Source organism: Enterobacter cloacae complex sp. P43RS (assembly GCF_014930585.1).
Classification (GTDB): domain Bacteria; phylum Pseudomonadota; class Gammaproteobacteria; order Enterobacterales; family Enterobacteriaceae; genus Enterobacter; species Enterobacter bugandensis.
Map to the genome: position 1 here is coordinate 107,861 of NZ_JADBRJ010000001.1, position 11,783 is coordinate 119,643.

An 11,783-nucleotide genomic window follows, 5' to 3' on the forward strand; every position below is an offset into this window, starting at 1 on the left:
CATGTTAAGCATTAAAGATTTACAGGTCAGCGTGGAAGAGAAAGCGATCCTGCGCGGTCTCAATTTTGACGTCAAGCCGGGTGAAGTTCACGCCATCATGGGGCCAAACGGCTCCGGGAAAAGTACGCTTTCAGCGACGCTGGCGGGACGCGAAGATTACGAAGTGACAGGCGGCTCGGTCGAATTTAACGGCAAAGATCTGCTGGAGATGTCGCCGGAAGACCGCGCGGGCGAGGGCATTTTTATGGCCTTCCAGTACCCGGTGGAAATTCCGGGCGTCAGCAACCAGTTTTTCCTCCAGACGGCGCTGAATGCGGTGCGCAAGTATCGCGGCCAGGAGGCGCTGGATCGCTTCGACTTCCAGGATCTCATGGAAGAGAAGATCAAACTGCTGAAAATGCCAGAAGACCTGCTGACCCGCTCGGTCAACGTCGGCTTTTCCGGCGGCGAGAAAAAGCGTAACGATATCCTGCAGATGGCGGTGCTGGAGCCCGAGCTGTGCATTCTGGATGAGACCGACTCCGGTCTGGATATCGACGCCCTGAAGATTGTCGCCGACGGGGTGAATTCCCTGCGCGACGGCAAGCGCTCGTTCATTATTGTCACCCACTACCAGCGCATTCTGGACTACATCAAGCCGGACTACGTCCACGTGCTTTACCAGGGACGTATTGTGAAATCCGGTGATTTTACGCTGGTTAAACAACTGGAGGAGCAGGGTTATGGCTGGCTTACCGAACAGCAGTAATGCGCTCCAGCAGTGGCACCGGCTGTTTGAGGAGCAGGGTAATACGCGCTCCGAGCAGGCGCAGCAGCACCTGCAGCAGATGCTGCGCCTCGGCCTGCCGACGCGGAAGCATGAGAACTGGAAATACACCCCACTCGACGGCCTGCTGAACGGCGAGTTTGTGACGCGTCTGGCGGAGATTGACCCGGCCCGGCGCGACGCTCTGGCGCTGACGGTGGATGCGGTGCGTCTGGTCTTTGTCGACGGCGTCTGGCGCCCTGAACTGAGCGACGACGCCCGGGATAGCGGGTTCGATATCGTCATTAACGACGACCGCCAGAGCCTGAGCGCCCCGGTTCAGCCGGAAGTCTTCCTCCACCTGACCGAGAGCCTGGCCCGCAGCGTGACGCATATTCAGGTCAAGCGTAACCAGCGTCCGGCAAAACCGCTGCTGCTGATGCACATCACACAGGGCGTGGAGGGCGATGAGATCAACACCGCGCACTATCGCCATCACCTTGAGCTGGCGGAGGGGGCGGAGGCCACGGTAATCGAACATTACGTCAGCCTCAACGAGACCCGCCATTTTACCGGGTCCCGGCTGACGATGAACGTTGCCGCCAATGCGCAGCTTCACCACATTAAGCTGGCGTTTGAGAATCCGCAGAGCCACCATTTTGCCCATAACGATCTTCTGCTGGGCCAGGATGCCGCGGCGTACAGCCACAGCTTCCTGCTCGGCGGCGCGGTGCTGCGCCACAACACCAGCACGCAGCTTAACGGTGAAAACACTACGTTGCGCATCAACAGCCTGGCGATGCCGGTGAAGGCAGAAGTGTGCGACACGCGCACCTGGCTTGAGCACAACAAAGGCTACTGCAACAGCCGCCAGCTGCACAAAACCATCGTCAGCGATAAAGGGCGGGCGGTGTTTAACGGCCTGATTAACGTGGCCCAGCACGCCATCAAAACCGACGGGCAGATGACCAACAACAATCTGCTGCTGGGGCGCCTGGCGGAAGTGGACACCAAGCCGCAGCTGGAGATCTACGCCGACGACGTAAAATGCAGCCACGGCGCGACGGTCGGTCGGATCGACGACGAGCAGATGTTCTACCTGCGCTCGCGCGGCATCGACCAGCAGGCGGCGCAGAAAATGATCATCTACGCCTTTGCGGCGGAGCTTACGGAAGCGCTGCACGATGGCGTATTGAAGCAGCAGGTGCTGGCCCGCATTGGTCAGCGTCTGCCCGGAGGCGAAGCATGAGTTTTCCCGTAGAGAAAGTGCGGGCCGATTTCCCGGTTCTGACCCGTGAAGTGAACGGCCTGCCGCTGGCCTATCTCGACAGCGCGGCCAGCGCGCAGAAGCCGAATCAGGTGGTGGATGCGGAAGCCGAGTTCTATCGCCACGGCTACGCCGCCGTGCATCGCGGTATTCATACCCTGAGCGCCGAGGCGACCCAGCGCATGGAAAACGTGCGCACGCAAATTGCAGCCTTCCTCAATGCACGCCAGCCGGAAGAGCTGGTATTTGTGCGCGGCACAACCGAGGGGATTAACCTCGTCGCCAACAGCTGGGGCAACGCCCAGGTGCGCGCGGGGGATAACATCATCATCACCCAGATGGAGCACCATGCCAATATTGTGCCGTGGCAGATGCTCTGCGAGCGTGTCGGCGCGCAGCTGCGGGTCGTTCCGTTGAACGACGATGGCACGCTGCAGCTGGAGCAGCTTGACGCCCTGCTGGACGATAAAACGCGGCTGGTGGCGGTCACCCAGGTCTCTAACGTGCTGGGCACCGAAAACCCGGTGACAGAGATTATCGCAAAAGCCCATCAGGCCGGCGCGAAGGTGCTGATTGACGGCGCGCAGGCGGTGATGCACCACGCGGTGGACGTGCAGGCGCTGGACTGCGATTTCTACGTATTCTCCGGGCATAAGCTCTATGGCCCGACCGGGATTGGCGTGCTGTATGTGAAAGAGGACATCCTGCAGGCGATGCCGCCGTGGGAAGGGGGCGGATCGATGATCGCCACCGTCAGCCTGACGGAAGGGACGACCTACGCCCGTGCGCCCTGGCGCTTCGAGGCGGGCACCCCCAACACCGGCGGGATTATCGGCCTGGGGGCGGCGGTGTCTTACGTCTCCGCAATCGGCCTCGACGCCATTCAGGAGTACGAACAGCTGCTGATGCACTACGCGCTGCAGGAGCTTGCCAGCGTGCCTGACCTTACCCTGTATGGCCCGGCTGACCGACAGGGCGTAATTGCCTTTAACCTGGGGAAACACCACGCCTATGACGTGGGCAGCTTCCTTGATAACTACGGCGTGGCCGTCCGTACCGGGCACCACTGCGCCATGCCACTGATGGCCTTTTATCAAGTGCCGGCAATGTGCCGCGCATCGCTGGTGATGTATAACACAATGGAAGAGGTCGACAGGCTGGTGGCGGGGCTTAAGCGCATTCACCAGCTGCTGGGCTAAGAAGAGGCAAAAGATGGCAGAACTGCCGGACAGAGACAAATTGCTGCGCAACTTTGGGCGCTGTGCAAACTGGGAAGAGAAGTACCTTTATATCATCGAGCTGGGGCAGCGTCTGCCGCCGCTCGGTGAAGAGGCGCATAACCCGGAAAACATTATTCAGGGCTGCCAGAGCCAGGTGTGGATTGTGATGGAGCAGTCTGACGACGGCACTATCGCCCTGCACGGCGACAGCGATGCGGCCATTGTAAAAGGGCTGATTGCGGTCGTCTTTATTCTTTACCACCGGATGTCGGCGCAGGATATCGTCGCGTTCGATGTCCGCCCGTGGTTTGAAAAAATGGCCCTGACCCAACACCTCACCCCGTCCCGCTCCCAGGGGCTGGAAGCGATGATTCGCGCCATTCGCGCCAAAGCTGCAATCCTTAGCTAGACTTACAGAACAGCATTCATTCTGTTTCGCGAGGTGGTTCCCGCCTCGCTGGTTTTTCAGCTTTCTGGCATCCTGCCAGTGAATAAGGAATCTCAGCATGAAGCGCGCGTCTCTAATAACTCTATTACTCCTCAGTTCGCTCGGTACGTTTAATTCGGCCCGCGCGATGGACTATCCGTTGCCGCCCGCAGGCAGCCGTCTGATTGGGCAAAATCAAACCTACACGATACAGGAAGGGGATAATAAGCTTCAGACCATCGCCCGTCGGTTTAATACGGCGGCGCAGGTGATCCTTGAAACGAACAATACCATTGCGCCAGTAAACCCGGCGCCGGGTACCGTTATCACGATCCCGTCGCAGATGTTGCTGCCGGATACCCCGCGCGAAGGCATTGTGGTTAACCTGGCCGAGCTTCGGCTCTACTACTTCCCACCGGGAGAAAATATTGTCCAGGTCTTCCCGCTCGGCATCGGACAGCTGGGGCTGGAAACGCCGGTGAGCACCACCCGCGTCAGCCAAAAAATCCCTAATCCAACCTGGACGCCAACGGCGGGCATCAGAGCGCGTTCCCTGGCCCAGGGAATTAAATTGCCTCCCGTCGTCCCGGCGGGGCCAAATAACCCGCTGGGGCGCTATGCGCTGCGTCTGGGAATTGGTAATGGGGAATATCTTATTCACGGCACCAGCGCGCCGGACAGCGTAGGTCTGCGCGTCAGTTCCGGCTGCATGCGAATGAACGCCCCGGATATTAAAGCCCTGTTTGAACAGGTGCGGGTCGGCACGCGGGTACAGATCATCAACGAGCCGGTGAAATTCTCGGTTGAGCCGGACGGTAAGCGCTATATTGAGGTCCACCGTCCGCTGGCGCAGGTGGAGGGCGAGAACCCGCAGATTTCGCCCATTACCCACTCGGCAGACTTTGCCACCTTTGTTTCTCAGGCCGGAAGCGATAAGGCGTTAATTGATAAAGCCCTGGCGCGCCGTGCCGGGATCCCGGTTGTCGTATCCGCGGGTAGCGGCCCGTCGGCCAGCAATAGCGTGTTGTCAGTGCAGAACAGCCGGGTGTCTGCTGCGGTAGCAGAAGAGGAAGGGGAAAAGGTAACGCAGTAGCAGTTTGACGCAGGCAAAAAAAATGGCGCACAATGTGCGCCATTTTATTAACAGGTACTATTACTTACGGTATTTAGTAGCCTGGTTGTCCAGACGCTGGTTAGCGCGAGCTGCGTCGTCTTTAGCAGCCTGAACGTCGGAACGCATTGCGTTCACGTCGTTGCTCAGCTGGTCAACTTTAGCGTTCAGAGTCTGAACGTCAGAAGACAGCTGATCGATTTTAGCGTTGCTGGAGCAACCAGCCAGCAGAGTAGAACCCAGGATTACCGCGCCCAGTACCAGTTTAGTACGATTCATTATTAATACCCTCTAGATTGAGTTAATCTCCATGTAGCGTTACAAGTATTACACAAACTTTTTTGGGTTGAGAATATTTTTTTGATGGGAATACGCCTATTTTTGATCGTTCGCTCAAAGAAGCATCGAATCAGTGCGTTTTGAGTAAAAAGCTATGTAAAAAAAGGCATTTTTCATCGGATTCATCTTAGATAAATCGCATTTAAATAGAAAAACCCGATTTGCTTTTTGAATCAATTTGGCTAATGCCGGGAATAAAAAAAGCGCCCATTGGGCGCTTTTTATCAAATTTAATTCGTTCGTGAATTATTACAGCACGTGAACGGAGGCAGTATTGGTTGTTCCGCTTGGTACCAGAGCACCAGAAACCATTACAACCACGTCGCCCTTCTGCGCCAGACCGCTTTCCAGAGCCATTGCTTTACCCTGAATGTAGAAATCGTCAGTAGAGGCGATCTCTTTGACCAGGTGCGCAACCACGCCTTTGCTCAGCACCAGCTGACGTGCGGTGGTTTCGTTGGTGGTCAGGGCCAGGATGGTGGCATCCGGGAAGTATTTACGCACTGCGCGCGCAGATTTACCGCCCTGGGTCGCAACAACAATCAGTGGCGCTTCCAGTTTCTCAGCGGTTTCTACCGCACCGCGGCATACTGCTTCAGTGATGCGCAGCTTGCGGCTGTCGTTGTTGAAGTCCAGACGGCTGGTCATTACGCGGTCAGTACGTTCGCAGATGGTCGCCATGATGCCGACCGCTTCCAGAGGGTATTTCCCTTTCGCGGATTCACCGGACAGCATTACTGCATCGGTACCGTCGAGGATGGCGTTCGCCACGTCGCCTGCTTCAGCGCGGGTAGGGCGTGGGTTTTTGATCATGGAGTCCAGCATCTGCGTGGCGGTGATAACCACTTTACGCGCGCGAACACATTTCTCGATCATCATCTTCTGCGCGAAGATCACTTCTTCAACCGGGATTTCAACGCCCAGGTCGCCACGAGCAACCATGATGCCGTCAGACGCTTCGAGGATTTCGTCGAAGTTGTTCAGGCCTTCCTGGTTTTCGATTTTGGAGATGATCTGGATCTTCTCGCCGCCGTGGGCTTTCAGGTGCTCACGAATTTCAACCACGTCGGAACGCTTACGGATGAAGGACGCCGCAACGAAATCAACGCCTTGTTCGCAGCCGAAGATCAGGTCCTGTTTGTCTTTCCCCGCCAGTGCTGGCAGCGCGATAGAAACACCCGGCAGGTTAACGCCTTTGTTTTCGCCCAGGTCGCCGTTGTTCAGCACTTTACAGATAACTTTGTTGCCTTCGATAGCGGTGACTTCCATACCGATCAGACCATCGTCGACCAGCACGGTGTTACCCACGGACAGATCGCTGGTGAAGCCTTCATAGGTGACCGCAACGATTTCGCTGTTACCAACAACGGATTTGTCGGTAGTGAAGGTGAAGGTCTGGCCCGCTTTCAGAGAGACGTCGTTACCGCCTTCCAGTTTGATGGTACGGATTTCCGGGCCTTTGGTATCGAGCAGGATCGCCGCTTTTTTACCGGTCTTGCTCATCACGTTGCGCAAGTTCTGGATACGCTGACCGTGTTCTGCGTAGTCACCGTGGGAAAAGTTCAGACGCATCACGTTCATGCCGGCGTCCAGCATTTTGCTCAGCATCTCTTCGGATTCGGTTTTCGGGCCGATAGTACAAACAATTTTCGTCTTTTTCATGACAGTCTTAGTCTTTAAGTTGGGAAGGATATGGAAATCTCGCTCCGGGGGCGCACCGCCGCGGAGTCAAACCTGTGTTGCAAAAGAGTATATGACACGCACTAAGGATAGGAGACATCAAATGAGCGTGCAGAAGAAAGTGTGCCTGAGTGACAGCCCAACGAAGGAGAGGAGAAGTTGTACGTTGTTTTTTGTATTCCAAGCGCTGAAACCATTCACCAGGGATTTGGCGCGCATTATACGCTAATTTTAAGATAAAAGGAAAATGGAAACGGTGTTTCAGAATTAATCAATGCCGTTTCACATAATATTGTTATCAAGGCGTTAAGCCATGATGACAACTTTTGGCGGCAGGTGAGCGACCTGCCGCCGTTTGCTTATTTTTGCAGCGCCTGGCTGAGGTCGGCAATCAGGTCTTTTGGATCTTCAATGCCTACCGAGAGGCGGATCAGCTGCGGCACAATGCCGTTTGCCAGCCGTTGCTCCAGCGGAATCGAGGCGTGCGTCATGCTGTAAGGCTGGCTCACAAGGCTCTCCACGCCGCCCAGGCTTTCCGCGAGGGTGAACAACTTCAGGTTGCGAATCACCTCGCTGGCACGCTGCGCGTCACCTTTCACCACGACGGAAATCATGCCACCGGGGAGCGCCATCTGGGCGCGGGCTAGCTGGTACTGCGGATGCGATTCCAGGCCGGGATAGAACACTTTTTCGACCAGAGGATGCTGATCGAGCCATTGCGCAATCGCCAGCGCGTTGCTGCTGTGCTTTTCGACCCTCAGCGCAAGCGTGCGGATACCGCGCAGCGTCAGGAAGCTGCTGAACGGATCCAGGACGCCGCCCACCGCGTTTTGCAGATAGCCCAGCTTGTCCGCCAGCGCCGGATTATCTCCCACCACTGCCAGCCCGGCCACCACGTCAGAGTGCCCGTTAAGGTATTTGGTGGCGGAGTGCACCACGATATCGAAACCGGACGCCAGCGGACGGTGGATCACCGGCGATGCGAAAGTGTTATCCGCCACGCTGATGACGTTATGACGACGGGCGATCGCCGCAATGGCCGCCAGATCCGCCAGCTTCAGCAGCGGGTTGGTCGGCGTTTCCACCCACACCATGCGGGTCTCCGGGCAAATGGCGGCCTCAAGCCCGGCTAAGTCGTCCGGCTTAACCCAGCTGACCTGCAGGCCCATACTGCGTTTGCGCACGTTTTCAATCAGGCGGTACGTCCCGCCGTAAACGTCATCAATGGCGACGATATGGCTGTCTTTATCCAGCAGTTCGAGCACCGTGGAGATGGCCGCCAGACCGGAAGCAAAGGCGTAGCCGCGCGTGCCGCCTTCCAGTTCGGCGATGGCGGTTTCCAGCGCATGGCGCGTTGGGTTGCCGCTGCGGGAATACTCATAGCCGGTATGCTCGCCCGGTGACGGTTGCGCAAACGTCGACGTGGCGTAAATCGGCGGCATGACGGCGCCGTGCGGGTCGTTGAATGCGCCGCTGTGGACGCTCAGGGTTGCCAGGTTTTTCATCGTTTAATCCTTTATTGCTGTAGACGATTGCGCCACGCGGTCAGGACGTCGCTGCGCGTAATCAGGCCGAGAAAATGGTCATTGTCGTTAATCACGGCCACCAGACCGCGGTCGAAGATGGCGTGCAGGGCACTCTCCGGGGCACGTTTATCGAGAAATTCCACCTGACGGGTCATGGCCGCCGTGACCGGCAGGGCAAAGCGGTCGCAGTCGCCGCCGATATGCCGCAGGAGATCCCACTCGTCGATAATGCCCACCACCTTGCCGTTCTCCAGGACCGGCAACTGAGAGATGTCATACAGGCGCATGCGTGCCAGTACGGTGGAAAGCGTATCGTCCGGCGCGGCGGTGACGGTAGCGCCTTCATCATGGCGCAGGGCAATGTAGTCAGAGAGGTCGCCCGCCTGAGGGCGCGTGATAAGCCCCTGCTGGCGCATCCAGTCGTCGTTAAACATCTTCGAGAGATACTTATTGCCGCTGTCACAGGCAAAGGTCACCACGCGCTTCGGCGTGGTCTGCGCCTGGCAATACTTCAGCGCCGCCGCCAGCAGCGTGCCGCTGGAGGAGCCCGCCAGAATGCCTTCCGTCTTCAGCAGCTCGCGCGCGGTGGCGAAGGCTTCGCGGTCGGTGATGCGCCAGGCGCGATTCACCCCTTCAATGTGGGCCAGCGGCGGAATAAAGTCTTCGCCAATGCCTTCGACCAGCCAGGAGCCCGCGTCGTGGTAGCGTCCGGTTTCCACCTGGTCAGCGAGAACGGATCCGGCCGGGTCAGCAAGGACAAACTCCGTGTGCGGAGAGTGCTCGGCGAACCACGCCTGCAGGCCGCCCAGCGTGCCGCCTGAGCCGACGCCGACGACGATGGCGTCAATCTTGCCGTCAAGCTGTTCATAGAGTTCCGGTGCCGTGGTGGTGCGGTGCGCCAGCGGGTTGGCCACGTTATTAAACTGGTCGATGTAAAACGCGCCGGGCAGCTCGTTGGCCAGACGCCGGGCGTAATCCTGGTAATAGGCGGGGTGGCCCTTATTCACGTCCGAGCGGGTCAGCACCACCTGAGCACCCAGCGCGCGCAGGTGGAAAATCTTCTCGCGGCTCATTTTGTCAGGCACTACGAGGATCAGCGAGTAGCCTTTCTGGGCGGCGATCAGCGCCAGGCCAAGGCCGGTATTGCCCGCCGTGGCCTCAATAATCGTGCCGCCCGGCTGCAGCTGGCCGGTACGTTCCGCTTCGTTAATCATCGACAGCGCAACGCGGTCTTTAATCGAGCCGCCGGGGTTCTGGTTCTCCAACTTCAGAAACAGCGAGCAGGGACCGGTATCAAGCTTATGCAGCTGGATCAGCGGCGTGCGGCCAATCAGTTCGGTGACAGAGTGGTAAATCGTCATGATGTTTTCCTTTCGGTATGTCATGACGGGATGATAGGGCGGTGAAATTTTCTCAATAAAGAACCATTCACTGCCGTTTAGAACAGAAAGGAATATAAATACCGTTTTTGGATGTCAGGACAGCAAGACGTAAAGTTGTCTGGATGTGGGGATGGCTATATCGGGATAAAATGCTGCAAAAATGACCGTTTTTTGCGCGCGTCCGCCAGCAGATATGCATCCGGCAGATAATCATTGCTGAAATTGGTCTAAATGCTTCCCACCCGGTAAATCCGCTGTTTATTTCCGAAAGTTATAACACATTCTTTTTTGTTCATTTAAAAGCTGATAACGCCTGTTTACTATCGTTTGGACATCCATACTGCTAAACCGCCGAGGGCGGCACGGATAATGAATAAGAATGATTGTACTGAGCAATATTTCGAAGATTTTTGACAACGGAAAGGTCGCACTCACAGCCGTTGATAACGTCAATTTGACGATAGAGCAGGGACAGATTTACGGCATTATCGGTTACAGCGGCGCCGGGAAAAGCACGCTGATTCGCCTGCTGAACGGTCTGGAGAAACCCAGCACCGGGAGCGTCACCATTAACGGGCAGGATATCTCCGCCGCAAAAGGTGAAGCACTGCGCCAGGCGCGTCTGAAGATCAGCATGGTGTTTCAGCACTTCAACCTGCTGTGGTCGCGCACGGTGAGTGAGAACATTGCTTTCTCTATGCAAATTGCCGGTGTGCCAAAAGCGAAGATTAAGGCGCGCGTCGCCGAACTGGTGGAGCTGGTTGGCCTGAAGGGACGCGAAAATGCGTATCCGTCGCAGCTGAGCGGCGGGCAAAAGCAGCGCGTGGGGATTGCGCGCGCGCTGGCCAACAACCCCGACGTGCTGCTCTGCGATGAGGCTACGTCCGCGCTCGACCCGCAGACCACCGATCAGATCCTCGATCTGCTGCTGGACATTAACCGCCGCTTCAAACTCACCATCGTGCTGATCACGCACGAGATGCACGTGGTGCGCAAAATCTGCGACCGCGTGGCGGTGATGGAGAACGGCAAAGTGGTGGAAGAGGGCGACGTGCTGAGCGTCTTTACCCATCCACAGCAGCCGATTACGCAGCAGTTTGTCCGCCAGGTGAGCCAGTACGCCGAGGAAGAGACCTTCAATACTGAACTCGCAAACGATCTGGAAGGCACGGTGATCAGGCTGACCTTTACCGGACACAGCATGCATAAGCCGATTGTCGGGGAACTCACCCTGCGCTACGGCCTGCCGTTTAACATCCTGCACGGAAAAATGACGCAGACCGCCCACGGTGTTTTCGGGCAGCTCTGGGTCCACGTGGCGGCATCCGATGAACAACTGAACAATATCCTCGCCGACCTGCAGCACAGCGATATTGAAGGCGAGGTAATTAAACATGTTTGAGAATCTCTTTCCGCATCTCAAGTGGGATCAGCTCTGGGCTGCAACGCTGGAGACGCTGTACATGACCGCGCTGTCCGGCGTGGCGACCTTTGTGCTGGGCATCGTGCTGGGGCTGGCGCTTTTTTTAACCGCGCGCGGTGGCTTGTTCCACAACCGCACGGTCTACAGCGTCATTTCGATAGTGGTGAACGTGTTCCGCTCTATTCCGTTCATCATTCTCATCGTTCTGCTGATCCCGTTCACCAAGACCGTCGTCGGCACCATCCTTGGCGCTAACGCGGCGCTGCCGGCCCTGATTGTCGGTGCCGCGCCGTTCTATGCGCGTCTGGTGGAGATCGCCCTGCGCGAAGTGGACAAAGGGGTCATTGAAGCAACGCGCTCGATGGGCGCACGACTGAGCACGCTCGTATTTCGGGTTTTACTGCCGGAATCATCACCTGCACTGGTATCAGGTATTACGGTGACGCTGATTGCGCTGGTGAGCTACAGCGCCATGGCGGGGGTGATTGGCGCCGGTGGTTTGGGAAATCTGGCTTATCTGGAAGGATTCCAGCGCAACCATGGTGACGTCACGCTGGTGGCAACGGTGACCATTTTAATCATCGTTTTCATTATCCAGTTCTGCGGCGATGTCATTACTTCACTGTTAGATAAACGCTAATAAATACACACAGGAACCACATC

Annotated in this window: 11 protein-coding genes; 7 read left to right on the forward strand and 4 right to left on the reverse strand. The window is 57.0% G+C overall.

All coding sequences use genetic code 11. The features are described from left to right. Position 1: 1 nt before the first annotated feature. The 5 genes from sufC (at position 2) to IM294_RS00555 (ending at position 4,752) form a co-directional block, all read left to right on the forward strand. Positions 2–748: a Fe-S cluster assembly ATPase SufC gene (gene sufC, locus IM294_RS00535; protein ID WP_041910384.1), complete on the forward strand. Its 747-nt coding sequence runs from the start codon at positions 2–4 to the stop codon at positions 746–748. Continuing rightward, the gene (gene sufD, locus IM294_RS00540; RefSeq protein WP_041910382.1) at positions 723–1,994 is read left to right on the forward strand and encodes a Fe-S cluster assembly protein SufD; all 1,272 of its coding nucleotides are present in this window, start codon (positions 723–725) and stop codon (positions 1,992–1,994) included. The genes sufC and sufD overlap by 26 nt, the downstream gene beginning before the upstream one ends. Further along, on the forward strand, positions 1,991–3,211 hold the full coding sequence (sufS, locus tag IM294_RS00545) for a cysteine desulfurase SufS (protein WP_126817471.1): 1,221 nt from the start codon (positions 1,991–1,993) through the stop codon (positions 3,209–3,211). Before sufD ends, sufS begins: the two co-directional genes overlap by 4 nt. Before the next feature lie 13 nt (positions 3,212–3,224). Further along, positions 3,225–3,641, forward strand: coding sequence for a cysteine desulfuration protein SufE (gene sufE / locus IM294_RS00550; protein WP_028012869.1), 417 nt, complete (start codon positions 3,225–3,227; stop codon positions 3,639–3,641). 97 nt (positions 3,642–3,738) lie between these two features. Beyond that, positions 3,739–4,752: a L,D-transpeptidase family protein gene (locus IM294_RS00555; protein WP_028012870.1), complete on the forward strand. Its 1,014-nt coding sequence runs from the start codon at positions 3,739–3,741 to the stop codon at positions 4,750–4,752. A gap of 60 nt (positions 4,753–4,812) precedes the next feature. Here IM294_RS00555 and lpp read toward each other — a convergent pair whose 3' ends face one another. From lpp to IM294_RS00575, 4 genes are all read right to left on the reverse strand, one after another. Continuing rightward, the gene (gene lpp / locus IM294_RS00560) at positions 4,813–5,049 is read right to left on the reverse strand and encodes a murein lipoprotein Lpp (protein ID WP_001082307.1); all 237 of its coding nucleotides are present in this window, start codon (positions 5,047–5,049) and stop codon (positions 4,813–4,815) included. A 309-nt stretch (positions 5,050–5,358) separates the two neighbouring features. Continuing rightward, positions 5,359–6,771, reverse strand: a complete 1,413-nt coding sequence (gene pykF / locus IM294_RS00565; protein WP_126817469.1) for a pyruvate kinase PykF — start codon at positions 6,769–6,771, stop codon at positions 5,359–5,361. Between the two features lie 377 nt (positions 6,772–7,148). Beyond that, on the reverse strand, positions 7,149–8,294 hold the full coding sequence (locus tag IM294_RS00570) for a PLP-dependent aspartate aminotransferase family protein (protein WP_126817467.1): 1,146 nt from the start codon (positions 8,292–8,294) through the stop codon (positions 7,149–7,151). A gap of 11 nt (positions 8,295–8,305) precedes the next feature. Next, positions 8,306–9,676, reverse strand: a complete 1,371-nt coding sequence (locus IM294_RS00575) for a cystathionine beta-synthase (protein WP_126817465.1) — start codon at positions 9,674–9,676, stop codon at positions 8,306–8,308. A 400-nt stretch (positions 9,677–10,076) separates the two neighbouring features. On the opposite strand from IM294_RS00575, the gene IM294_RS00580 reads away from it, so the two are divergent. Both IM294_RS00580 and IM294_RS00585 read left to right on the forward strand, forming a co-directional pair. Continuing rightward, on the forward strand, positions 10,077–11,099 hold the full coding sequence (locus IM294_RS00580; RefSeq protein ID WP_126817463.1) for a methionine ABC transporter ATP-binding protein: 1,023 nt from the start codon (positions 10,077–10,079) through the stop codon (positions 11,097–11,099). After that, positions 11,092–11,760, forward strand: coding sequence for a methionine ABC transporter permease (locus IM294_RS00585; protein ID WP_049138910.1), 669 nt, complete (start codon positions 11,092–11,094; stop codon positions 11,758–11,760). Before IM294_RS00580 ends, IM294_RS00585 begins: the two co-directional genes overlap by 8 nt. Positions 11,761–11,783 lie beyond the last annotated feature (23 nt).

Coding starts and splice junctions, on each gene's coding strand:
- IM294_RS00575 (WP_126817465.1), bottom strand. CDS start 9,676: ATGACGATTTACCACTCTGTCACCGAACTGATTGGCCGCACGCCGCTG.
- IM294_RS00570 (WP_126817467.1), bottom strand. CDS start 8,294: ATGAAAAACCTGGCAACCCTGAGCGTCCACAGCGGCGCATTCAACGAC.
- IM294_RS00555 (WP_028012870.1), top strand. CDS start 3,739: ATGAAGCGCGCGTCTCTAATAACTCTATTACTCCTCAGTTCGCTCGGT.
- sufS (WP_126817471.1), top strand. CDS start 1,991: ATGAGTTTTCCCGTAGAGAAAGTGCGGGCCGATTTCCCGGTTCTGACC.
- pykF (WP_126817469.1), bottom strand. CDS start 6,771: ATGAAAAAGACGAAAATTGTTTGTACTATCGGCCCGAAAACCGAATCC.
- sufC (WP_041910384.1), top strand. CDS start 2: ATGTTAAGCATTAAAGATTTACAGGTCAGCGTGGAAGAGAAAGCGATC.
- IM294_RS00580 (WP_126817463.1), top strand. CDS start 10,077: ATGATTGTACTGAGCAATATTTCGAAGATTTTTGACAACGGAAAGGTC.
- sufE (WP_028012869.1), top strand. CDS start 3,225: ATGGCAGAACTGCCGGACAGAGACAAATTGCTGCGCAACTTTGGGCGC.
- sufD (WP_041910382.1), top strand. CDS start 723: ATGGCTGGCTTACCGAACAGCAGTAATGCGCTCCAGCAGTGGCACCGG.
- IM294_RS00585 (WP_049138910.1), top strand. CDS start 11,092: ATGTTTGAGAATCTCTTTCCGCATCTCAAGTGGGATCAGCTCTGGGCT.
- lpp (WP_001082307.1), bottom strand. CDS start 5,049: ATGAATCGTACTAAACTGGTACTGGGCGCGGTAATCCTGGGTTCTACT.